Source organism: Enterobacter cloacae complex sp. P14RS, from assembly GCF_014895895.1.
Classification (GTDB): domain Bacteria; phylum Pseudomonadota; class Gammaproteobacteria; order Enterobacterales; family Enterobacteriaceae; genus Enterobacter; species Enterobacter bugandensis.
On sequence record NZ_JADBQM010000007.1, the window covers coordinates 70,970 to 94,720 of the forward strand.

Consider the following 23,751-nt stretch of genomic DNA (forward strand, 5'->3'; position numbering starts at 1 on the left):
GCAACTACCTTATTGCCATAGACGAACGAGCAATTGTTGTTAAACGAAACCGTGATGTAATGGGTAACAGTCTGTATCAGGAGGTTTTTCGGAAAAGGTGGAGGTTGCGAGGCGCGGTTTCAGACATTAGTACCCTGATTTATCTGAATTTTTCGGAAAAATGATTACCAAAGCTTACGGTTTCAGTCATTTACCCTTAACGGATTCGCTTATATACTCGTGGGTCTGCTATCAGCAAACAGACGGACTTCATGTATCAACCTGTCGCACTCTTCATAGGCTTACGCTACATGCGTGGGCGCGCCGCGGACCGCTTCGGTCGCTTTGTCTCCTGGCTTTCGACTATTGGCATTACGCTCGGCGTGATGGCTCTGGTGACGGTGCTTTCCGTCATGAATGGCTTCGAGCGCGAGCTGCAAAACAACATCCTGGGGCTGATGCCGCAGGCCGTTCTCTCATCGAACAACGGTTCCGTTAACCCGCAACAGCTGCCGGAAAGCGCGGCGAAGTTACAGGGTGTCACGCGCGTTGCGCCCTTAACCACTGGCGATGTGGTGCTGCAAAGCGCCCGCAGCGTGGCGGTCGGCGTGATGCTGGGTATCGACCCGGCGCAAAAAGATCCGCTGACGCCGTTCCTGGTTAACGTGAAGCAAACCGATCTGGAAGCCGGAAAATACAACGTGATTCTGGGTGAGCAGCTTGCCGGGCAGCTTGGCGTCAACCGCGGCGATCAGCTGCGCGTGATGGTGCCGTCCGCCAGCCAGTTTACGCCAATGGGTCGCCTGCCGAGCCAGCGCCTGTTTAACGTGATTGGTACTTTTGCCGCCAACAGCGAAGTTGACGGCTATCAGATGCTGGTGAACATTCAGGATGCGTCACGCCTGATGCGTTACCCGGCGGGAAATATCACCGGCTGGCGCCTGTGGCTCGATCAGCCCCTGAAGGTCGATACCCTCAGCCAGCAAAAACTGCCGGACGGCACCAAATGGCAGGACTGGCGCGAGCGTAAAGGCGAGCTGTTCCAGGCCGTGCGTATGGAAAAAAACATGATGGGGCTGCTGCTGAGCCTGATCGTCGCCGTGGCTGCATTTAACATCATCACCTCGCTGGGCCTGATGGTGATGGAGAAGCAGGGCGAAGTCGCCATCCTGCAAACCCAGGGTCTGACGCCGCGCCAGATCATGGCGGTCTTTATGGTGCAGGGGGCCAGTGCAGGCATTATCGGCGCGCTGTTGGGCGCCGTGCTCGGCGCACTGCTTGCCAGCCAGCTTAATAATTTAATGCCGATCATCGGCGCGCTCCTTGACGGCGCGGCGCTGCCGGTGGCTATCGAGCCGCTGCAGGTGGTCGGAATTGCGCTGGCCGCGATGGCCATTGCGCTGCTTTCTACGCTTTATCCTTCCTGGCGCGCTGCCGCCACTCAACCCGCTGAGGCTTTACGTTATGAATAAGATCCTGTTGCAATGCGACAACCTGTCCAAACGCTATCAGGAAGGCACTGTGCAGACTGACGTGCTGCACAATGTGAGCTTCAGCGTGGGCGAGGGCGAGATGATGGCGATTGTCGGCAGCTCCGGCTCGGGCAAAAGTACTCTGCTGCACCTGCTGGGCGGGCTGGACACGCCAACCAACGGCGACGTGATCTTCTCCGGTCAGCCGATGAGCAAAATGTCCTCTGCGGCGAAGGCCGAGCTGCGTAACCGCGAGCTGGGCTTTATCTACCAGTTCCACCACCTGCTGCCGGACTTCACGGCGCTGGAAAACGTGGCGATGCCGCTGCTGATTGGTAAAAAGAAACCGGCAGAAATTAACGCCCGCGCCAGCGATATGCTGAAAGCGGTAGGACTGGGCCACCGGGGAAATCACCGCCCGTCGGAGCTGTCCGGCGGCGAGCGCCAGCGCGTGGCGATTGCCCGCGCGCTGGTCAATAATCCGCGCCTGGTGCTGGCGGATGAACCGACCGGTAACCTGGACGCACGCAATGCGGACAGTATCTTCCAGCTTCTCGGCGAGCTGAACGCCTCGCAGGGAACCGCGTTTCTGGTGGTGACTCACGACCTGCAGCTGGCAAAACGCATGGGTCGCCAGCTTGAGATGCGCGACGGCCATCTGAACGCGGAACTGACCCTGATGGGAGCAGAGTAATGGCGTCACCGTTATCGTTACTCATCGGGTTACGTTTTAGCCGCGGTCGCCGACGCGGCGGCATGGTGTCGCTGATCTCCGTTATCTCGACCATCGGTATTGCGCTGGGCGTAGCGGTGCTGATTGTCGGCCTGAGCGCCATGAACGGCTTTGAGCGCGAGCTGAATAACCGCATTCTGGCGGTGGTGCCGCACGGGGAGATCGAGCCGGTTAACCAGCCGTGGGCCAACTGGAGCGATGCGCTCGCCAAAGTGGAAAAAGTGCCGGGCATTGCCGCGGCCGCGCCCTACATTAACTTTACCGGGCTGGTGGAGAGCGGGGTAAACCTGCGCGCCATCCAGGTTAAAGGGGTCAACCCGGCCCAGGAGGAGCGGCTCAGCGCGCTGCCGAAATATGTTCAGAACGGCGCATGGGCGAACTTTAAGGCCGGCGAGCAGCAGATCATTATGGGTAAAGGCGTTGCCGATGCCCTAAAGGTGAAGCAGGGCGACTGGGTGTCAATCATGATCCCCAACGCCAGTGCCGATCACAAACTGCAGCAGCCAAAACGCGTGCGCCTGCACGTTACCGGTATTCTTCAGCTGAGCGGTCAGCTTGACCACAGCTTTGCGATGGTGCCGATGGAGGATGCACGCCAGTATCTCGACATGGGCGACAGCGTGACGGGCATTGCCATTAAGGTGAACGACGTCTTTAACGCCAACAAACTGGTGCGTGATGCCGGCAGCGTCACCAATAACTATGTCTACATCAAAAGCTGGATCGGCACTTACGGATATATGTACCGTGATATCCAGATGATCCGTGCGATCATGTATCTGGCGATGGTGCTGGTGATTGGCGTGGCGTGCTTTAATATCGTCTCGACGCTGGTAATGGCGGTTAAGGACAAGAGCGGCGACATCGCCGTGTTGCGTACCCTCGGGGCAAAAGACGGTCTTATTCGCGCCATCTTCGTCTGGTACGGTTTGCTGGCAGGGCTGTTCGGCAGCCTTTGCGGCGTGGTGATTGGCGTGGTGGTTTCTCTGCAGCTGACGCCGATTATCAACGGGATTGAAAAGCTTATTGGTCACCAGTTCCTGTCCGGTGACATCTATTTTATTGACTTCCTGCCGTCTGAATTGCACTGGCTGGACGTTTTTTATGTGCTGGTTACAGCACTTTTACTGAGTCTGCTGGCAAGCTGGTATCCGGCGCGTCGCGCAAGCCGAATTGATCCGGCGAGGGTATTAAGTGGCCAGTAATTACGTCATGGTGTAGCGGTCCTGAGGCCGCTATGTCAGAAAGAGGAATGCGTTATGTATTATGGATTTGATATTGGCGGCACCAAGATTGCGCTCGGCGTGTTTGATAAAGACCTCAAACTGCAGTGGGAAACCCGCGTTCCCACGCCACGCGAAAGCTACGATGAATTTTTAACCGCCATTACTGCGCTGGTGGCGCAGGCGGATGAACGCTTTGGCGTGAAAGGCAGCGTCGGCATTGGTATTCCGGGCATGCCGGAAACCGATGATGGCACGCTGTATGCCGCCAACGTGCCTGCCGCCAGCGGTAAACCGCTCCGCGCCGACCTCTCGGCCCTCCTTGAACGCGACGTGCGTTTAGATAACGATGCCAACTGCTTTGCTCTCTCTGAAGCCTGGGACGATGAATTCCGCCGCTATCCGCTGGTGATGGGGCTGATCCTCGGTACCGGCGTAGGCGGGGGGATTGTCATCAACGGCAAGCCGATTACCGGGCGCAGCTACATCACCGGGGAGTTTGGTCATATCCGTCTCCCGGTGGATGCGCTGGAGGTGGTAGGGCGTGATTTCCCGCTGACCCGCTGCGGCTGCGGCCAGCACGGCTGTATCGAGAACTATCTCTCAGGACGCGGGTTTGCATGGCTTTACGAACACTTCTATCATCAGAAACTTGAGGCCCCTCAAATCATTACCCTGTGGGAGCAGGGGGATGCGCAGGCGCGTGAACACGTCGAGCGCTATCTGGATCTGCTGGCGGTGTGCCTGGGAAATATTCTCACCATCGTCGACCCGGATCTGCTGGTGATCGGGGGAGGGCTGTCAAACTTTACTGCGATTACGGAACGGTTGTCCGGGCGTCTGCCCCGACATTTATTGCCGGTCGCCCGCGTGCCGCGCATTGAACGCGCGCGACACGGGGACGCGGGAGGCATGCGCGGAGCCGCATTCCTTCATCTCACCGATTAGTTTACGAGGTCTTTATGCTGTCGCGTCGCCAGGGTCGACTCAGCCGTTTTCGCAAAAACAAACGCCGCTTACGAGAGCGCTTGCGCCAGCGGATCTTTTTCAGAGACAGAATCATGCCAGAAGCGATGGATAAACCCAGAGTGGTGGTACTGACCGGGGCGGGGATCTCCGCCGAGTCAGGAATTCAAACCTTCCGTGCGGCAGACGGGCTGTGGGAAGAGCACCGCGTCGAGGACGTGGCGACGCCGGAAGGCTTTGCCCGCGATCCGGATCTCGTGCAGGCGTTTTACAACGCTCGCCGTCGGCAGCTTCAGCAGCCTGAGATTGCGCCAAACGCGGCGCATCTGGCGCTGGCGAAGCTGGAAGAGGTGCTCGGGGACCGCTTTCTGCTGGTGACGCAGAATATCGACAACCTGCACGAGCGGGCAGGTAACAAGAACATCATCCACATGCATGGCGAGCTGCTTAAAGTTCGCTGCGCCTGGAGCGGCCAGGTGCTGGACTGGAAAGAGGACGTGCTGCCAGAGGACAAGTGCCACTGCTGCCAGTTCCCGTCGCGCCTGCGTCCGCACGTGGTCTGGTTTGGCGAAATGCCGCTGGGGATGGATGAGATCTACAGCGCGCTGGCGATGGCGGACGTGTTTATCGCTATTGGCACATCAGGGCACGTTTACCCGGCGGCGGGGTTTGTTCACGAAGCGCGACTGCACGGGGCGCATACGGTGGAGCTCAATCTGGAGCCGAGCCAGGTGGGCAGCGAGTTTGAAGAGAAGCAATATGGCCTGGCGAGCGAGGTGGTGCCAGCGTTTGTAGATAAGCTTCTGAAGGGGCTGTAAGAGTAACGGGCGACGTTGCGTCGCCCGTTATGTATTGCATTAACGACCTGCTTTTAACTTCTGATAATACTCTTCGTAAAGGCGGCTCGCGTCGCCTACATCGTTCTGCCATTCTCCTTTGCTGATGGTTTCGGCATCCGGATAGAGTGACTTATCGTTAGCCACGTCAGGCTTCAGCAGTTTGCGGGCGGCCAGGTTTGGCGTCGGGTAGCCAATCGTCTCGGCTACCTGTTTCGCCACGTCCGGACGCAGCAGGAAATTAATCAGCTTCAGCGCACCGTCCACGTTCTTCGCGTTGGCCGGGATCGCGAGGCTATCCATCCAGAAGATCCCGCCTTCCTTCGGCCAGACCACCTCCAGCGGCGTCCCGGCCTGACGGGCAACATACGCAGAGCCGTTCCACACCATCCCCAGGTTTACTTCGCCTTCCATATACGGGTTTGCCGGGTTATCAGAGTTGAATGCCGCCACGTTAGGCATCAGCTTTTTCAGCTCGTTGTAAGCCGCGTCGATCTCTTTCGGAGCGGTGGTGTTACCGGAATAGCCAAGCTTACGCAGCGCGATCTGGAACACTTCACGCGCGTCATCGGTTAACAGCAGGCTGCCTTTGTATTCCGGTTTCCACAGATCCGCCCAGCCGGTGACCGTTTTCGGATCGATGGCCTCGCTGTTCACGCCAATCGCCGTCGCGCCCCAGATGTACGGAATGGAGTAGTCGTTATTCGGGTCGAAAGGCTTGTTGAGCATCTCAGGATCGAGGTTTGAAAAATTAGTTAGCTTCGTTTTGTCGATCTTCTGGATCATGCCCTCTTTGCGCATTTTGTCGACAAAGTACGTGGAAGGAACCACCAGATCGTAGGCGCCGTCCTTGTAGGTTTTGAGCTTGGCGTACATGGTTTCATTCGACTCGTAGGTCGAGTAGATCACCTTGATGCCCGTCTCTTTGGTGAACTGCTCCAGCAGGCCCGGCGGCACGTATTCCGTCCAGTTGTAGAAGTAGAGCGTTTTGCTGTCATCAGCGTGCGCGGCACCCATGCCAAGCACCAGCGCCGCAGCGGCGAGCATTTTTTTCATTTCATTGTCCCCTGAGATTTTGTTTTATCACGAGCAAGAACCTGGCTGGCGATCACCAGAACCAGCGAAAACAGCAGCAGTATGGTCGCCAGCGCGTTCACCTCCGGTGAGACGCCAACTTTTACCATCGAATAGATCTTCAACGGCAGAATTTCGTAGCTCGGCCCGGTCACGAAGGAGGAAACCACGACGTCATCCATCGACAGGGTAAAGCTGAGCAGCCATCCGGCGGCGACGGCAGGCATCGCCAGCGGCAGGATGATTTTGCGCAGGATGATCATCTCGCTGGCACCCAGATCTTTCGCCGCTTCCAGCATGCGCACGTCGAACCCTTTCAGACGCGCGTAGACGGTGACCACCACAAACGGCAGGCAGAAGGTGATATGGGAAAACAGCAGCGACCAGAAGCCAAGCTGTACGCCCAGCAGCATAAACAGCACCAGCAGCGAAATCGCCATCACGATGTCCGGCGACATCATCACTACAAACAGCATGCCGCTGACGAACGGCTTGCCGCGAAAACGGTAGCGATACAGCGCCACGGCGGTCAGCGAGCCAATCAGCGTGGCGAAGGTGGCGGAGACGATCGCCATCGTCAGCGAGTGTTGTGCGGCCTGCAGCAGGCTGTCATTGTTCATTAGCAGGCTGTACCAGTTGGTGGTAAACCCCTGCCAGTTGATCCCGAACCGCGAGCTGTTAAACGAGTTCACGATCAAAATGATAATCGGGATATAAAGGTAAGCGTAAATGGCGGTCATAAAACCGCCGCGAAGCAGTCGACCGATCATTCGAGTTCCACCTTCTTGTTGAGCAGGCGAGAAGCGCGCCAGTAAACGAGCAGCATCAGCCCCATCACCACCGTGAGCGTAATGCTGGTCGCGGAGCCGAACGGCCAGTCGCGGATGTTCAGGAACTGGCTCTTGATCACGTTCCCAATCAGCAGGTTTTTCGCCCCGCCCATCAGGTCAGACACGTAGAACAGGCCCATCGCCGGGAGCATCACCAGCAGACAGCCCGCAATAATGCCGGGCATGGTCAGCGGAATGATAATGCGGATAAAGGTCTGCAGCTTGCTGGCCCCCAGATCTTTTGCCGCTTCCAGCAGCGGTTTATCGAGCTTCTCAATGCTGGAGTAGAGCGGCATCACCATAAACGGCAGCAGGATATAGACCAGGCCAATGATTACCGCACCTGGGGTAAACATGATGCGCACTGGCGTATCAATCACGCCCAGCCACAGCAGAAACGCGTTGAGGTAGCCTTTGGTGCTGAGGAAGATTTTCAGCCCGTAGATGCGAATCAGCGAGTTGGTCCAGAACGGCACAATCAGCAGAAACAGCAGCAGCGGGCGCACCTTTTGCGGCAGTCCCGCCAGGAACCATGCGAAAGGGTACCCCAGCAGCAGGCAGGCCACGGTGGCAATCAGCGCCATATTGAGCGAGTGCAACAGCACGTCGAAATAGAGCGGATCGAGCAGGCGCGCGTAGTTGTCCAGCGTAAAGACCAGCGAAACGAAGTTTGCATCGTCGCGGGTCAGGAAGCTGGTGGCGATGATCATCAGGTTGGGTAAAAAGACAAATAACACAAGCCAACCGACGATAGTGGCAATGACCACCTTCTGGAACTTACTTGTGTTCTTCATCAGCCAGCACAACCTCCCAGCTTTCTACCCAGTTGATAACCATTTTCTGGTCAAGAGAGTGGTCAAAGTCAGGATCGTCCTCGTTAAAGAATTCGCTGACCATCACCATTTTGCCGTTCTCCAGTTCCACAACGGACTCGAGGGTCATCCCTTTATAGTTACGTTCGCGAACGTAACCGATCAGACCTTCGACGTCGGCCGTGTCGTGGATCTCATCAACGCGGAGATCTTCCGGGCGCAGCAGGACGTTGAGTTTTTGTCCTTTCTCGACGGCAAAGTTCACGGTGATAATGCAGTCGCGTCCCTCGACGTTCGCGCGAACGCGCTGTGCATCCAGACGCTCAAGTACGGTGGCGTTGAAGATATTGATCTCGCCAATAAAGCTGGCGACAAAGAGGTTTTTCGGCTCTTCGTATATTTCACGCGGCGTACCGTCCTGTTCAATCTTACCGTCACGCATTACCACGATACGGTCTGACATGGTCAGCGCCTCTTCCTGATCGTGCGTGACGAAGACAAAGGTGATGCCGAGCTTGCGCTGTAGCGCTTTCAGCTCGTTCTGCATCTGCTTGCGCAGCTTGTAATCCAGCGCGGAGAGGGATTCATCCAGCAGAAGCAGGCGCGGTTTATTGACGACCGCGCGGGCAATGGCCACGCGCTGCTGCTGACCGCCGGAGAGCTGGTGGGGCTTTCGCTGGGCAAACGTCTCCAGTTGAACCATGCGCAGGGCTTCGGTGACGCGCGGTTCGATCTCATTAGCCGGGGTTTTTTGCATCCGCAGGCCAAACGCCACGTTCTCAAACACGGTCATGTGCGGGAACAGGGCGTAGCTCTGAAAAACGGTATTGACGTGGCGATCTTCGGCAGGAACCTGGGTTATGTCCTGGTTCTCAAGATGGATGCGGCCATTATCAACGCTTTCCAGCCCGGCGATAAGGCGCAGTACGGTGGTTTTGCCGCAGCCGGAAGGGCCAAGCAGCGTAAGAAACTCACCATCATTGATGGTCAGGTTGAGGTCGGAAATGACGTCTTTGCCATCAAAGCTTTTACGAATTCGTTCCAGTTGCACCAGCGGTGAACGAGAACGGGATTGTGTATTCAATTTTTGCGCTGTCCCATATAGACGCCTCAGGCAGCAGACTGAAGCGGGGTTTGTGTGTAACCACCTTGGTGACTCGTAATGAGGGCGGACATTCTACGGCAATCCCCCGTAATCGCCAATCCTTGTCACTGATTCATAAGCTACATTTATTAACGCATAAAGATATAAACGTAAAAAGTTCTCGTTTGCGGGATAAAAGTGACCTGACGCAATATTTGCGTTTTGATGCTTACTGATAATGTTGTCACAAAAAGTGAGGGTGACTGCATGGATAAATTACTTGAGCGTTTTTTACAGTATGTTTCGCTGGATACCCAATCTAAGCCGGGTGTCCGCCAGGTGCCAAGCACCGAAGGCCAGTGGAAGTTGTTAAACCTGCTTAAAGAGCAGCTTGAGGCCATGGGGCTGGTCAACGTCACGTTAAGCGAAAAAGGCACTGTGATGGGAACGCTGCCGGCGAATGTGCCGGGTGATATTCCGGCGATTGGCTTTATTTCTCATGTCGATACCTCACCTGATTTTAGCGGCAAACACGTGAACCCGCAGATCGTGGAAAACTACCGCGGCGGTGATATCGCGCTGGGGATTGGCGACGAAGTGCTCTCTCCGGTGATGTTCCCGGTGCTGCACCAGCTGCTCGGCCAGACGCTGATCACCACCGACGGTAAAACGCTGCTGGGGGCGGATGACAAGGCGGGCATCGCGGAAATCATGACGGCGCTGGCAGTGCTGAAAGATAAAAACATCCCGCACGGGGACATCCGCGTTGCCTTTACCCCGGACGAAGAGGTGGGTAAGGGCGCGAAGCACTTCGACGTGGACGCTTTTAACGCGCAGTGGGCGTATACCGTCGACGGTGGTGGCGTGGGCGAGCTGGAGTATGAAAACTTCAACGCGGCGTCGGTGACCATAAAAATTGTCGGAAACAACGTTCACCCGGGGTCTGCCAAAGGGGTGATGGTGAACGCGCTGTCGCTGGCGTCGCGTATTCATGCGGAAGTCCCGGCGGAAGAGAGCCCTGAACAGACAGAGGGGTACGAGGGCTTTTATCACCTCACCAGCATCAAAGGCACCGTGGACAGCGCGCAGATGCACTACATCATCCGCGATTTTGACCGTAAAGCTTTTGAGGCGCGCAAGCGCAAAATGATGGAGATCGCCAAGAAGGTTGGGAAGGGATTGCATCCTGACTGCTATATTGAGCTGATCATTGAAGACAGCTATTACAATATGCGCGACAAGGTGATGGCCCATCCGCACATTCTGGATATCGCCCAGCAGGCGATGCGAGACTGCGATATTGAACCGGTATTAAAACCGATTCGCGGCGGAACTGACGGCTCGCAGCTGTCGTTTATGGGGCTGCCGTGCCCGAACCTGTTTACCGGGGGCTATAACTACCACGGCAAGCATGAGTTTGTGACGCTGGAAGGGATGGAAAAGGCGGTGAAGGTGATTGTGCGCATAGCCGAGTTAACCGCTAAACGCTAAAAAAATGCCCGGTGGCGCAGCGCCACCGGGCATTGTCACAACTCAGTCCTCAAAGAACCAGTACCCGCTGTTGACCAGCGCGGCCAGCATCGCGAGGAAGGATGGGTCTTCCAGCGCGTCGCCAAAGGTTTCTGCAGTCAGTACCATATGGCTGGCAATGGCTTCCAGCGCCGGGCGGTGCGGGGAGTCGAGCTTCTCACCGTTGACGAAGACCTCTTCACCAATGCGCAGCACGCGTAATCCGCCCAGACGAACCAGCTTGTCACCCTGCTGCAGCGCATCATAGATCTCATCTGCCTGATACGGCGGCTCCGGCGGTGCAACGTCCAGCTCGTGGCGTGACTGGCTGATAAATTCGCCAAACCACTGCCTGAAATGTTCCGGCTCGTTGATCAGATCCAGCATCATGCCGCGCAGCTTATCCAGCTCTTCTGGCACGATGTCTGCCGGATGCTCGCGTGCAGGCACATCCGGATCGCTGTAGCGATAGCTTCCCAGCTCGCGCTGCAGGACATAGTCGGCAAAGCCGCTGATCATTTCGCGGCCGCTTGGCGCACGGAACCCGACAGAGTAGTTCAGCGAGTTCTCCAGGGAGTAACCTTCGTGAGGGAATCCTGGCGGAATGTAGAGAATATCGCCTGGCTCCAGCTCTTCGTCGATAATGCCTTCGAACGGATCCACCTGAAGCAGATCCGGGTGCGGGCAGTGCTGCTTCATCGGCACTTTTTCGCCCACGCGCCAGCGGCGGCGGCCCGTGCCCTGAATGATAAACACGTCGTACTGGTCCAGATGCGGACCCACGCCGCCGCCAGGTACGGAGAAGGAGATCATCAGATCGTCCATTCGCCAGTCGGGCAGGGCGCGGAACGGGCGCATTAGCGCGGCAGTCGGCTCGTGCCAGTGGTTAACCGCCTGCACCAGCAGCGACCAGTTGCTTTCGCCGAGATGATCGTAGCTTTCGAAAGGACCGTGGCTGACCTGCCATTTCCCGTCCTGGTGGCTGACCAGACGGCTGTCGACTTCGTTTTCCATGGCCAGACCGGCCAGCTCGTCAGGTGAGATAGGGTCGACAAAGTTGCTGAACCCGCGTTTCAGAACCACCGGGCGCTTTTGCCAGTAACGTTCAATAAACTCGGGCCAGTTAAGTGTTAAATGATAATCCATATTTTTTTATCCGCAGGCTCTTACTGACTCGGATTATAACGGAAGCTCAGCCCCCCGGCTGCGAGATCCTCGCATTTTTCACATAACGGGTTAACTATCATCCGATGTGGGCTGCTGACGACCAAAAATCACTTCCATTCTGGCCCCGCCGAGCAAGCTTTCGCTGGTTTCGATTTTTCCGTCATACTGGTCGACAATCTCGCGGGCGACGGCTAAACCCACGCCCTGACCGGGGCGCAGCGTATCCGCTCGCTGACCGCGATCGAACACCACATCACGTTTATTAAGCGGGATCCCGGGGCCATCATCCTCAACGATGATGTGTAACTCGTTATCCGTCTGGCGCGCCGATACTTCAACAAACTCCAGGCAGTATTTACAGGCGTTATCCAGCAGGTTGCCCATCACTTCCATAAAGTCATTTTTTTCGCCTAAAAAGCTAATTTCAGGCGAAATATCGAGGCTGATGTTGACACCTTTACGCTGATACACCTTGTTAAGGGCGGACGTGAGATTATCCAGCAGCGGAGCCACCGGGTGCAGCTCGCGGCTCAGCAGCGCGCTGCCGGAACGCATGCTGGCGCGGTGCAGATAGTAGCCAATTTGCTGCGAGATTCGGCTGATTTGTTCCAGCATCACCGGCTCGGCATCGTCGACGCTCAGCCTTGAGCTGCGCATGGAACGCAGGGTGCTTTGCATTACGGCCAGCGGCGTTTTCAGGCTGTGGGTGAGGTCGGTCAGGGTCGTACGGTACTTATCATAGCGTTCACGCTCGCTTTTCAGCAGGCGATTGAGGTTACGCACCAGGCTGGTCAGCTCACGGGTGGTTTCCGGATTGAGCTTTTCACGATGATGTTCCTCAAGCTCGCGCACCTCTCGCGCCAGGGACTCAATAGGGCGCAAGCTCCACCACGCCGCCACCCAAAGCAGCGGGATCACCAGCAGCAGGTTTGCGGCCAGAACATAAACGAACCAGCCCCAGACCTTATAGGAACGTTTTAGCTCAACCGGAATGGTGTCGATCACCACAATGGTTAACTGCGGCATGTTCATGGTCGCCGGGTAGATATTGATCGCCACCGAGTGCGTCATTTCCGTCTCGGCATCGTCAGCCCGGATTTCATTGAGCTTTTGCTGCATCGAGCGATCTTCGCGAATCAGCGTGCTGGTGGTATTGAGATCGGCTTCTATCTCATGAAACCCGTTGGTTTTGAGCCACTCCGGACGAATGCTTTTCGCCAGCCACGGAATATCGCGTTGCGCCCAAAGCAACTTTCCCTTTTCATTGTAAATCAGGGCTAAAGTAGGACTCTGTTGATCCAGGTTCTCCGGCATTTCAACGGTGATGTGGTTGTCTTCCCATGTAGCAAGGGTATAAAACAGATTACTTTCGCCGCGTAACAGTCGAAAGGTCGTTTTATCGAAGCTGACGCTGTAGCCCACCAGGGCGACCAGACCGTAGGAGAGCGACAGCACCAGCACCACCGCGGCCGTTGCCAGTAAAAAACGAACCCGCAGCGAGAGGGGCAGAATGTGGCGCAAAATCCGTCTCATTTAGCGTAATTCGAACAGGTAGCCCTGGCCGCGGACGGTCGTAATCACGTCCTGCGGATACTGCGCCTGAATTTTCTTACGCAAACGGCCCATGAGCACGTCTATGGTGTGACTCTCGCGCAGCTCAGCGTCAGGGTAGAGCTGGAGCATCAAGGAGTCTTTGCTCACTACTTTTCCGCTGTTACGGATCAGCGTTTCCATAATGGTGTATTCGAACGCGGTGAGCTTGATCACTTCATCGTTAATCGAGAGCTCGCGACGGGAGAGATCCACCTGGAAAGGCGGAATGGAGATAACCTGTGAAGCCAGCCCACTGTTGCGGCGTAACAGCGCCTGCATGCGCGCCGCCACTTCTTCAATGTGAAACGGTTTGGTGACGTAATCATCCGCACCGGCGCTGAGCACTTCAACTTTGTCCTGCCAGCCTTCGCGGGCGGTGAGAACCAGAACCGGCAGGGAAACGTCATGGCTGCGCCAGCGACGAATTAACGACAGGCCGTCTTCATCAGGCAGGCCTAAATCGACAATGGCGATGTCCGGCAGGTGTTCATTGAGATAATAATCGGCTTCTTTTGCATCTTCAGCATCATCCACCTGATGTCCCATCTCCTGAAGCTGAACCTTCAGGTGGTGGCGTAGCAATGCGTTATCCTCAACAACCAGTACGCGCATCATCTTTTCTCCCAGAATAAATAGTATGAATAGTTTAACGCTGATTATGTTGCTGTGGGGATAAACATTCAGTAAACCGGGGAAAAGCAACCCCCTTTCCGGGCGGAAAGGGGGGGAAGGAACATTACTTCAGCTCATCAACCATGGTGATGGCGCGGCCAATGTAATTCGCCGGAGTCATGGCCTTCAGGCGGGTTTTCTCTTCTTCCGGCAGTGCCAGACCGTCGATAAACTGTTTCATGCCTTCGGCATCGACGCGTTTACCGCGTGTCAGCTCTTTCAGCTTCTCGTACGGTTTTTCGATACCGTAGCGGCGCATCACGGTCTGAATCGGCTCTGCCAATACTTCCCAGTTGTGATCCAGCTCGTCCAGAAGACGGTCACGGTTCACTTCGAGCTTGCTCACGCCCTTAAGGGTGGACTGATACGCGATCAGCGCGTAGCCAATGCCCACGCCCAGGTTACGCAGCACGGTGGAGTCGGTCAGGTCGCGCTGCCAGCGGGAAACCGGCAGCTTGCTCGCCATATGCTGCAGCACGGCATTCGCCAGGCCCAGATTGCCTTCGGAGTTTTCGAAGTCGATTGGGTTCACTTTGTGCGGCATGGTGGAGGAGCCAATTTCTCCGGCGATGGTCTTCTGCTTGAAGTGGTTCAGCGCGATGTAGCCCCACACGTCGCGATCGAAGTCGATCAGGATGGTGTTGAAGCGCGCGATGCAGTCAAACAGCTCTGCAATGTAGTCGTGCGGCTCAATCTGGGTGGTGTACGGGTTCCACTGGATCCCCAGAGAGGTCACGAACTCTTCGCTGAACTGATGCCAGTCAACTTCCGGGTACGCGGCAATGTGGGCATTGTAGTTACCGACCGCGCCGTTGATTTTACCCAGAATTTCAACCTGCTCCAGCTGACGATACTGGCGCTCCATACGGTACGCCACGTTCGCCATCTCTTTACCCATCGTGGATGGGGTGGCTGGCTGGCCGTGAGTACGGGAAAGCAGCGGAATGTCACGGTATTCCACGGACAGCGCTTTCACCGCGTCGATGATTTTACGCCAGTAAGGCAGCACCACTTCTTTACGCGCGGTGGAGAGCATCAGCGCGTGAGACAGGTTATTGATATCTTCGGACGTACAGGCGAAGTGAATGAACTCGGATACCGCATGCAGGGCCGGGACGCTTTCCACTTTCTCTTTCAGGAAATACTCAACCGCTTTCACGTCGTGGTTGGTGGTGCGTTCAATGGTCTTAATGCGCGCGGCATCTTCTTCGCTAAACTCAGCAACGATTTTATCAAGGTAATCGTTTGCCTTTTCGTCAAAAGCAGGAACTTCCTTGATTGCTGCCTGGGCGGCCAGCTTCTGCAGCCAGCGTACTTCAACCTGAACACGGAACTTCAGCAAACCATATTCGCTGAAGATTCCGCGCAGCGCGCTGACTTTATCGCCGTAGCGTCCATCGACAGGGGATACGGCGGTCAGTGAGGATAATTCCATAATTCGCAACTCCGGGAGGTTAACAATGAGCAAGAATTTGTTTTGCCTGAGTGGTCAGGCGATTACGAGAAAACATTAACTGCAGGCGGCCACCGCCAACCTGATGCCACAGCACGGCGGCGCGGATCCCAGCCAGCAGGGAAGCGCGGACCTTCGCCTGCACCTGCGGGCTTTGCAGCACGGCAGGGGAGCCGGTGACCTGAATGCGCGGGCCCAGCGGGCTGATGACGTCAACGTAAATGCCCGCCATGGCGCTCAGCAGCGTTTCAGACTGCAGGTCAAAATGGTCGAGCTGACGCTGTAGGCCGGCGATGCGATCGCCCAGGGTATTGAGCGCGCCTTTTGCCGCGCTCAGCTTACGCTCAAGCACCATCAGGCTTAAGGTGTAGCGGGTCAGTTCCGCGTTTAACCCCTGACGGCTACTGGCGTTAAGCACGCCAAGCAGGGTTTCAAGACCGAGACGAAGATTGGTTTCGCTGCCGCCGAACACGCCCAGGGTTGAACCGGGGTTGAGGTCGATAACGCTGTTGAGCGAAACGTGCAGGGCATCAGCGTCACAGTGACCCTGATGCGCCAGCTGTTGCACCAGACGAGCAGACTGGCAAATTCCTGCCAGCGCAAGGGTGATGTCATAATAATTCTTCGCCACACGGTCTCCTTTATGTGTGCAATCGGTTAAACAGCGGGCAGCGGCAGGCGCTGTTCAATGATTCCGCCGCCCAGGCAGATTTCGCCGCTGTAGAAGACAGCAGACTGGCCCGGGGTAACGGCGGCGACCGGCTCGTCGAAACGGACGTCAATACGGTCGACATCAAGCGCGGTGATGGTGCAAGGAATATCGGTCTGGCGGTAGCGCGTTTTCACCGTGCAGCGCAGCGTGCCTTTCAGGGGCTCGCGATCGACCCAGTGCAACTGCTGTGCGATAAGGCCAACGGACATCAGACGCGGGTGGTCGTGACCCTGAGCCACCACCAGAATATTGTTTTCGACGTCTTTGTCGACCACGTACCACGGATCTTCGCTGCCTTCTTTCGTCCCACCAATACCCAGGCCTTTACGCTGGCCTAAGGTGTGGTACATCAGCCCCTGATGCTGACCAATCTCGTCGCCATCAACGGTGACAATTTTACCTGGCTGTGCAGGCAGGTAGCGGCCCAGGAAATCACGGAATTTGCGCTCGCCGATAAAGCAGATACCGGTGGAGTCTTTTTTCTTCGCGGTGATCAGGTCCAGCTCTTCGGCAATTTTACGCACTTCCGGCTTTTCCAGTTCGCCGACCGGGAACAGGCTTTGCGCAATCTGTTCGTGGCTCAGCGTATAAAGGAAGTAGCTCTGATCTTTATTGCCGTCGAGGCCGCGCAGCAGCTGGCTTTTGCCATTCACGTCCGCACGACGCACGTAGTGACCGGTCGCAATGTAGTCAGCGCCCAGATCTTCCGCGGCGAATTCCAGGAAGGCTTTAAATTTGATCTCTTTGTTGCACAGAATATCCGGGTTCGGGGTACGGCCCGCTTTGTACTCTTCCAGGAACAGTTCAAAGACGTTGTCCCAGTATTCTGCGGCAAAGTTAACGGTGTGCAGTTCAATGCCGAGCTTGTCGCATACGGCCTGCGCGTCGGCGAGATCCGCTGCGGCAGTGCAGTATTCCTCGCCATCGTCTTCCTCCCAGTTCTTCATGAACAGGCCCTCCACCTTATAGCCCTGTTGCTGCAACAGGTAGGCGGAAACGGAGGAATCGACACCGCCGGACATGCCGACGATCACTTTTTTCTGGCTGTTATCTGACATGGAATACTCACGACATTGAACTTCAAGGCGGCGTATTCTATCACGCCCCCCCACCGTTGACACCCTCTGTAAACGGCCAGTTAAATTCTCCGATGACACCCAGCGGCAGGCGTGCGCCTGACTGCCAGCAGCGGATGCTTTCCGCAACCAGCGGTGAGCGCAGGTTTGGCGCGTTCAGGATCTCCTCGGCGGTGACCCACAGGCAGCGATCGATATCGTCATCATGCGGTTCTGTGGCGCACGTTTCGCTAAGCTCAACGGCGAATAAAAAGCGCAGGAATGGGGTGCTGTCGGGCGCAATCCACTGGTGCATGCGAATGAAGTGCTGGGGCTCAGCGCGAATGCCGGTCTCTTCCCAGAGCTCGCGCTTCGCGGCCTGCAGCAACGTTTCATTGGCTTCAAGATGCCCGGCAGGCTGATTCCACAGCGCCCTGCCGTTGATGCTCTCTTCCACAACGAGGAATTTTCCCTGCGCGTGCACCACGCAGGCGACCGTAACATGAGGTTTAAACATCGTTTCTCCTTAAGGGGCAGCGTCGCGCCATTCGCCGTTTGCCAGCGTATCCAGCGTGTAGCTGCCCATAGCGTAGCGAATCAGACGTAGGGTAGGGAAGCCGACGTGCGCGGTCATTCGTCTCACCTGGCGGTTGCGGCCTTCATACAGGGTGATTTTGAGCCAGCTTGTCGGGATGGATTTGCGCTCGCGAATGGGCGGGTTACGCGGCCACAGCCACTCCGGCTCATTCACGCGTTCAATACCGGCGGGCAGGGTGGGACCGTCGTTCAGCGTCACCCCGCTGCGCAGTTTCGCCAGCGTCTCTTCGTCCGGCTCGCCTTCAACCTGCACAAAGTAAATTTTGCCGGTGCGTTTGCCCGGTTGTGTAAGCTTTGCCTGTAGGGCGCCGTCGTTGGTTAGGACCAAAAGTCCTTCGCTGTCCCGGTCCAGGCGACCGGCGGCGTAGACGCCCTGAACAGGGATGTAATCCTTGAGCGTGCTGCGTCCGGCCTCATCGGTAAACTGCGGCAAAACATCGTAGGGTTTATTGAACAGAATAACCCGCTTTGGCTGGGTTTCTTGCGGTCGTCTGGCGGCTTGTCGTGAGCTGAATCGCTCAACCCGGTGTTTTGTAAAAGAAGTTTTCTTCATGGTATTTTCAGGCGTTATCAATTGCCGCATTATAGCCTAATAACGAAGACCTTTCATGGCGCAGGACAATCAGGTACTATCGAAGGGCTCATTACAATTTATTAACATAAGATCAGTAACAACCAGAAGCGCTCGAAGGAGAGGTTAATGGAAAGCAAAGTAGTTGTTCCGGCGGAAGGTAAAAAGATCACCCTGCAAAACGGCAAGATTAACGTTCCTCACAATCCGATTATTCCGTTCATCGAAGGCGACGGTATCGGTGTAGACGTTACCCCGGCAATGCTGAAAGTGGTTGATGCCGCTGTTGAGAAAGCCTACAAAGGCGAGCGTAAAATTTCCTGGATGGAAATTTACACCGGTGAGAAATCGACGCAAGTTTATGGCCAGGACGTCTGGCTGCCAGCGGAAACGCTGGACCTGATCCGCGACTACCGCGTTGCTATTAAAGGCCCACTGACCACTCCGGTCGGCGGCGGCATCCGTTCCCTGAACGTGGCGCTGCGTCAGGAGCTGGACCTGTACGTGTGTCTGCGTCCGGTTCGTTACTATCAGGGCACCCCAAGCCCGGTTAAGCACCCTGAACTGACCGACATGGTTATCTTCCGCGAAAACTCAGAAGACATCTACGCGGGTATCGAGTGGAAAGCGGACTCTGCTGATGCAGAAAAAGTGATTAAATTCCTGCGCGAAGAGATGGGCGTGAAGAAAATTCGCTTCCCTGAGCACTGCGGTATCGGCATTAAGCCGTGCTCTGAAGAAGGGACCAAGCGCCTGGTGCGTGCGGCCATCGAATACGCGATCACCAACGACCGTGATTCTGTGACCCTGGTTCACAAGGGCAACATCATGAAGTTCACCGAAGGCGCGTTCAAAGACTGGGGCTACCAGCTGGCGACCGAAGAGTTCGGCGGTGAGCTGATCGACGGCGGCCCGTGGCAGAAGATCAAGAACCCGAACACCGGCAAAGAGATCATCATTAAAGATGTGATCGCCGATGCGTTCCTGCAGCAGATCCTGCTGCGTCCTGCTGAATACGACGTGATCGCCTGTATGAACCTGAACGGTGACTACATCTCTGACGCCCTGGCGGCACAGGTGGGCGGTATCGGTATCGCCCCTGGCGCGAACATCGGCGACGAGTGCGCCCTGTTTGAAGCAACCCACGGCACTGCACCAAAATACGCAGGCCAGGACAAAGTGAACCCAGGCTCTATCATCCTCTCCGCAGAGATGATGCTGCGTCATATGGAATGGTTCGAAGCCGCAGACCTGATCGTCAAGGGTATGGAAGGCGCGATCAACGCGAAAACCGTAACGTACGATTTCGAACGTCTGATGGAAGGCGCTAAGCTGCTGAAATGCTCAGAGTTTGGCGACGCGATTATCGCGAACATGTAATCCAGATTCTGGGTTAAACAAGAGCGGGGGCCTGAGGGTTCCCGTTTTTTTTGCTTCTGCCTGCGGGAAATAACACGATGCTCGCTACTGTTCTTATCGCTGTCGTTGCATTCATCCATATCTACATTCTTGTGCTGGAAATGTTCCTGTGGAACACCAGAACAGGGCACAAGGCTTTTAATCTGCGTCCCGATTTTGCGCGCGACACTCGCGTGCTGGCCGCGAATCAGGGGCTGTATAATGGTTTTCTGGCTGCGGGTCTGCTCTGGAGCCTCTGGCTTGGTGAAAAGGGTATATCTGTTGCCATCTTCTTCCTGACCTGCGTGTTGATTGCCGGACTCTTTGGCGCAGCGACCGCCAGCCGAAAGATACTGTACGTTCAGGCCATACCTGCTCTTGCAGCCCTGCTTGCCCTGCTTATCTGACGCAACGCGTTGGTTAACCGTACGTCGTCGGATATACTTGTGGCTTCACCCTCAGAGATTAACGCTGTTATGAATAACGAAATCCCACTGAAGTATTATGACATCGTCGAAGAGTACGCGACGGAAGCCACAAAGCCCGTGAGTGAGTCAGAGCAGGACTCGTTGGCGCATTATTTCCAGCTGCTTCTCACGCGTTTGTCGAATAATGAGGAGATCGATGAGGAAGCTCAGCAGGAGATGGCGCATGAAGCCGGGGTTCGTGCCGAACGTATTGATGATATTGCGAACTTTCTCAATCAGTGGGGATACGAGTAACCTACCGCGCGATCCCAGCGAGTCGCTTCGCAAGCTCGCTTCGGGTGACGGATTTTGAGAAATACCATCCCTGAATCAGCGCCTCGGGGTATCTTTCAGCAATAAAGCGATACTGTATTTCGCTCTCTACGCCTTCGAAAACAAGCGTTTTATTCAGTTTTGCGAGGGCGTCGCTAAAAATGACAAAAATGTTCTGCTTGTAATGTTCACTGATGCCATCGACCAGCGACTTGTCGATTTTGATCTCATCATATTCAAGCAGCGAAAGCCTTGCCAGGTTTGAGTTTTGCACCCCGAAGTCATCAATGGATATTCTCACGCCAAGGTTTTTTAAATCCTTGCAGAAATCTTCCAGAATATTCCCCGTTGAAATGGCTTTTTCAGAAAGCTCGATTTTGATCAGAGAGAGCGGAATGTTATTAGCTAAACAGCTACGGCGCAAAATGCTGATAAACTGTCCGTCTTCAATTTCCGTTCGGCCAACATTGAGCGAAACAACCAGATGATATTTAATAATAAGTGGCGCGATATCCGAAAGGGATTTTTGGAGAATATTAATATAGTAATTTTTATACAGGCCAATTTTTTTGATTAATGGAATAAACAGTTCCGGGGAGACGTCACCGTATCTTGCGTCACGCCATCTCGACAAGACCTCCACGCCTACAATTTTTTTATCCTCAATCCGAACAATGGGCTGGTAATGAACGCCGATAGTATTAGTGATAACAGCTTTGACCAGCGTCCGCTCCAGGGAGAACCGGTCCTCGTTGAGTCGAAAGAAAAAGAGCGTTATCGCTATCCAGATAAAACATAAAATGACCGCGAGAACGATAAATAAAACGGGAGATAACGAGGCCAGTCCCGCGTTGTGATGCTTCACAATGACGCACAAATCCCACGTGGTGCTGCACCGGGTGAGGGTCAGGGTAAACAAGGAGGAATTCAGTTCGCTCTGCTGGTTTAATTCAGGCGTAGCCGAAAAAAACGTTCTGCTTAAGTCCCTGGTGGTGGTGCTCAGAGAATAGCTCTCCGTAACCGGGGTGAATTTATCGTAAGCATAGCGGGAGGTGAAGATAATGTGATTATTATAGATGGCCGCATTGCCGGTAAAAAAATCCTTTCTCGAAAATTGCGCGAGGAGAAATCCTCTGGGCGTTTCATGGAGCTCTTCAGGAAGCGAGACAGGATTAACGAGTTTACCCCAAAAAGCGGTACAGACTATTTTTCCCTTTTCAATAAAACCGACGTCAGCGACATAGCGGCTTTCGAGCTTGACCTGCCGGTAGCGATCGAGGCTATCTCTGTCGCATCCCTGTGTGGTCAGGTTTTTGAGCGTCTGCGCCATGCTCTGGGTCAGACTTTCTGAATGCTGTAAAAGGGTTCGGGAAATCTCAAGCTGTTTGCTTTTCTGCTGGCTCCCGATAACTGCATTAACCGCAAAAAGAGACAGGAAGACCAGAAACGCTGAAACGATAGTAACGGCAATGATCTTTTTCATTTTCCAGATACCCTGTCCGCTCCCTCATCTCTCAAATCTTATCACAGGCAGTGCAAGCTACAAGCCTGATAATAACGGCAGCCGTTATGCTTAAGTGCAATTTGTTTTCCTCTTAACCTGAGCTTTGTTACAGTGACAAGAGTTGTCAGCCAGGGATGCCAGGCGTGATAAGGTGGAAAAGCTCGTGCATGTGAAAAATACTTTTTACACAACAACCATTACCGTCATCATTGTCTCATTGATTGTTTCATTGTCGCTTGCCGTCCAGATTGCCACGTCCCGACAGCAGTCAATCCAGCAAATCAATACCAGCGTTGCCAACCTGAGCCATACCCTTAACGTCTACACGGAAGGGATCATTCGCCAAAGTGAAATGTTGATTACCACCGTTTCCGACACAATCGAAATTTATGGTATGACCCCCCAACAGGCGATCAATATTCAGCGAATGATAAGCAATCAGGATAATCTTCTTACTCAGATTAATAATGTGGTTGTCTATGATGCGCATGGGGATATCTTCACTGCATTGCACAAGAATTTTGCGGGCCCCCATAATGGCGCGGACAGGGCATTTTTTGTCTATCACAAGGAAAATAAAAGTCAGCAGATTTATATCGGTGAGCCGGTGATAAGCAGAACCAATGGTAAATGGGTTATTACTCTTAGCCGACGCCTTGAAACCCACACCGGTGCATTTAACGGTGTTGTGGTGGTGACGCTGGGTATCGAAAATTTTCTGGCGCTTTATGGACAAATTAATATTGGTCACGCGGGCGTTATTGGTTTAACGACGCAAGCAGGCGTTTTACTGATTCGTTATCCCTTTAAAAATAACTATATCGGTACGATTTTTTCTGACTCACCTCTCTTCAGAAAATACCTCAAGGTACAAAATACAGGGATAGCCAGCTCTGTCTCCAGGTTTGATAAAATCGAACGCATTTATGCCTATGAGAAAAACAGGCGCTACGGACTGGTTACGACGGTAGCGGTAAGCATTGATGAAGCCCTTTCACCGTGGCGCAAGCAGGCGATTCAGCTTGCCGCACTTATTTTGGTGTTTACCGCGACGCTCATCGTGGCGTCCTGTTTCCTCTATTCCGACTTATCCAGAAAAGCACGGGATAACAAAGCGCTAAAGATTATTGCCTCGGAGGATGCGCTGACAGGGCTTTATAACAGGCGCATCTTTGATGAAAAAATCCTCTCGGAAATTGCGGCGTGTGCGGCAAAGGACGCGCCGGTTTCGCTGCTCCTTGTGGATGTGGACTACTTCAAAAAGTACAACGATAACTACGGTCATCCGGAAGGGGACAGATGCCTGGCGTTGCTGGGAAACTGCCTCAGGGAAAGTCTCACCCGCGACAACCAGATTGTGGCGCGGTATGGCGGGGAGGAGTTTGCGCTGATTTTGCCTGAAACGGATATCCAGGAGGCGCTCCGCCTTGCGCAGACGATTATTCGCTATGTTTTCTCTCAGCAAATTGAACACGCGTTTAGCCCCTTCGGGTGGGTCACGGTAAGCGTAGGGGTCTCCAGTGCGCGTGCTGTCAACATCGCGGGTAGCCAGCAGAATATTATTAATGCTGCCGACCAGGCGCTCTATCAGGCAAAACGCGGCGGGCGCAACCGGCACGCTTTCGTTGGGGCTTGATCAAAAAAAAGCCCACTCATGAGTGGGCAAGAAATACTGGAAGCAATGTGAGCAATGTCGTACTGAATACCTGAGTGTTTATCTCAACTATTCAGTGTTGAGAAAGATAATCTTTCTCAACAAAAGATGCAACCC

At 54.8% G+C, this 23,751-nt stretch carries 23 protein-coding genes; 10 read left to right on the forward strand and 13 right to left on the reverse strand.

The window, feature by feature from the left end:
* Positions 1-251: 251 nt before the first annotated feature.
* The 5 genes from lolC to cobB are packed head-to-tail and all read left to right on the forward strand — an operon-like array spanning position 252 to position 5,191.
* Entirely contained in the window at positions 252-1,451 is a 1,200-nt protein-coding gene (lolC, locus tag IM295_RS06920; RefSeq protein WP_028012739.1) for a lipoprotein-releasing ABC transporter permease subunit LolC, read from the forward strand.
* Entirely contained in the window at positions 1,444-2,145 is a 702-nt protein-coding gene (lolD, locus tag IM295_RS06925; RefSeq protein WP_008500772.1) for a lipoprotein-releasing ABC transporter ATP-binding protein LolD, read from the forward strand. The genes lolC and lolD overlap by 8 nt, the downstream gene beginning before the upstream one ends.
* Positions 2,145-3,389, forward strand: a complete 1,245-nt coding sequence (gene lolE, locus IM295_RS06930) for a lipoprotein-releasing ABC transporter permease subunit LolE (protein WP_045261624.1) — start codon at positions 2,145-2,147, stop codon at positions 3,387-3,389. Before lolD ends, lolE begins: the two co-directional genes overlap by 1 nt.
* Positions 3,390-3,443: 54 nt before the next feature.
* Positions 3,444-4,355, forward strand: coding sequence for an N-acetylglucosamine kinase (gene nagK / locus IM295_RS06935; RefSeq protein WP_028012741.1), 912 nt, complete (start codon positions 3,444-3,446; stop codon positions 4,353-4,355).
* 14 nt (positions 4,356-4,369) lie between these two features.
* Positions 4,370-5,191, forward strand: coding sequence for a Sir2 family NAD+-dependent deacetylase (gene cobB, locus IM295_RS06940; RefSeq protein WP_193066447.1), 822 nt, complete (start codon positions 4,370-4,372; stop codon positions 5,189-5,191).
* Positions 5,192-5,230: 39 nt separating this feature from the next.
* Here the strand turns inward: cobB and potD are convergent, their stop codons facing one another.
* The 4 genes from potD to potA are packed head-to-tail and all read right to left on the reverse strand — an operon-like array spanning position 5,231 to position 9,039.
* Entirely contained in the window at positions 5,231-6,265 is a 1,035-nt protein-coding gene (gene potD, locus IM295_RS06945) for a spermidine/putrescine ABC transporter substrate-binding protein PotD (protein ID WP_193066448.1), read from the reverse strand.
* Positions 6,262-7,053, reverse strand: coding sequence for a spermidine/putrescine ABC transporter permease PotC (potC, locus tag IM295_RS06950; protein WP_048959704.1), 792 nt, complete (start codon positions 7,051-7,053; stop codon positions 6,262-6,264). Before potC ends, potD begins: the two co-directional genes overlap by 4 nt.
* Positions 7,050-7,907: a spermidine/putrescine ABC transporter permease PotB gene (gene potB, locus IM295_RS06955; protein ID WP_041910497.1), complete on the reverse strand. Its 858-nt coding sequence runs from the start codon at positions 7,905-7,907 to the stop codon at positions 7,050-7,052. Before potB ends, potC begins: the two co-directional genes overlap by 4 nt.
* Entirely contained in the window at positions 7,891-9,039 is a 1,149-nt protein-coding gene (potA, locus tag IM295_RS06960) for a spermidine/putrescine ABC transporter ATP-binding protein PotA (protein ID WP_167401640.1), read from the reverse strand. The genes potB and potA overlap by 17 nt, the downstream gene beginning before the upstream one ends.
* Positions 9,040-9,276: 237 nt before the next feature.
* On the opposite strand from potA, the gene pepT reads away from it, so the two are divergent.
* The gene (pepT, locus tag IM295_RS06965) at positions 9,277-10,500 is read left to right on the forward strand and encodes a peptidase T (protein WP_193066449.1); all 1,224 of its coding nucleotides are present in this window, start codon (positions 9,277-9,279) and stop codon (positions 10,498-10,500) included.
* A gap of 42 nt (positions 10,501-10,542) precedes the next feature.
* Here the strand turns inward: pepT and IM295_RS06970 are convergent, their stop codons facing one another.
* From IM295_RS06970 to rluE, 8 genes are all read right to left on the reverse strand, one after another.
* Positions 10,543-11,664 carry a cupin domain-containing protein gene (locus IM295_RS06970; RefSeq protein ID WP_047364295.1) on the reverse strand — a complete coding sequence of 374 codons (1,122 nt, stop codon included), beginning with the start codon at positions 11,662-11,664 and terminating at the stop codon, positions 10,543-10,545.
* Between the two features lie 90 nt (positions 11,665-11,754).
* A complete protein-coding gene (phoQ, locus tag IM295_RS06975; protein WP_193066450.1) occupies positions 11,755-13,218 on the reverse strand; it encodes a two-component system sensor histidine kinase PhoQ in 1,464 nt (487 codons plus the stop codon).
* Entirely contained in the window at positions 13,219-13,890 is a 672-nt protein-coding gene (phoP, locus tag IM295_RS06980) for a two-component system response regulator PhoP (RefSeq protein WP_025911763.1), read from the reverse strand.
* Between the two features lie 124 nt (positions 13,891-14,014).
* Complete coding sequence (purB, locus tag IM295_RS06985; protein ID WP_014883421.1) at positions 14,015-15,385, reverse strand: adenylosuccinate lyase; 1,371 nt, start codon at positions 15,383-15,385, stop codon at positions 14,015-14,017.
* 19 nt (positions 15,386-15,404) lie between these two features.
* A complete protein-coding gene (gene hflD / locus IM295_RS06990) occupies positions 15,405-16,034 on the reverse strand; it encodes a high frequency lysogenization protein HflD (protein ID WP_013097081.1) in 630 nt (209 codons plus the stop codon).
* Positions 16,035-16,060: 26 nt separating this feature from the next.
* The gene (gene mnmA / locus IM295_RS06995; RefSeq protein WP_063437665.1) at positions 16,061-17,173 is read right to left on the reverse strand and encodes a tRNA 2-thiouridine(34) synthase MnmA; all 1,113 of its coding nucleotides are present in this window, start codon (positions 17,171-17,173) and stop codon (positions 16,061-16,063) included.
* 40 nt (positions 17,174-17,213) lie between these two features.
* Positions 17,214-17,687, reverse strand: coding sequence for an NUDIX hydrolase (locus IM295_RS07000; protein WP_028012752.1), 474 nt, complete (start codon positions 17,685-17,687; stop codon positions 17,214-17,216).
* A gap of 9 nt (positions 17,688-17,696) precedes the next feature.
* Complete coding sequence (rluE, locus tag IM295_RS07005; RefSeq protein WP_045261618.1) at positions 17,697-18,350, reverse strand: 23S rRNA pseudouridine(2457) synthase RluE; 654 nt, start codon at positions 18,348-18,350, stop codon at positions 17,697-17,699.
* 117 nt (positions 18,351-18,467) lie between these two features.
* On the opposite strand from rluE, the gene icd reads away from it, so the two are divergent.
* The 3 genes from icd (at position 18,468) to IM295_RS07020 (ending at position 20,458) form a co-directional block, all read left to right on the forward strand.
* Positions 18,468-19,718, forward strand: a complete 1,251-nt coding sequence (gene icd / locus IM295_RS07010) for an NADP-dependent isocitrate dehydrogenase (protein WP_003857898.1) — start codon at positions 18,468-18,470, stop codon at positions 19,716-19,718.
* A 77-nt stretch (positions 19,719-19,795) separates the two neighbouring features.
* Positions 19,796-20,143 (forward strand): DUF1304 domain-containing protein, encoded by a 348-nt coding sequence (locus tag IM295_RS07015; RefSeq protein WP_028012754.1) that lies wholly within the window; start codon positions 19,796-19,798, stop codon positions 20,141-20,143.
* A gap of 69 nt (positions 20,144-20,212) precedes the next feature.
* Positions 20,213-20,458, forward strand: a complete 246-nt coding sequence (locus IM295_RS07020; protein WP_193066451.1) for a DUF2543 family protein — start codon at positions 20,213-20,215, stop codon at positions 20,456-20,458.
* A gap of 1 nt (position 20,459) precedes the next feature.
* On the opposite strand, the gene IM295_RS07025 is transcribed toward IM295_RS07020, so the two are convergent.
* Positions 20,460-21,959 (reverse strand): EAL domain-containing protein, encoded by a 1,500-nt coding sequence (locus IM295_RS07025; protein WP_192970920.1) that lies wholly within the window; start codon positions 21,957-21,959, stop codon positions 20,460-20,462.
* A 172-nt stretch (positions 21,960-22,131) separates the two neighbouring features.
* On the opposite strand from IM295_RS07025, the gene IM295_RS07030 reads away from it, so the two are divergent.
* Positions 22,132-23,616 carry a diguanylate cyclase gene (locus tag IM295_RS07030; protein WP_367117665.1) on the forward strand — a complete coding sequence of 495 codons (1,485 nt, stop codon included), beginning with the start codon at positions 22,132-22,134 and terminating at the stop codon, positions 23,614-23,616.
* Positions 23,617-23,751: the final 135 nt, after the last annotated feature.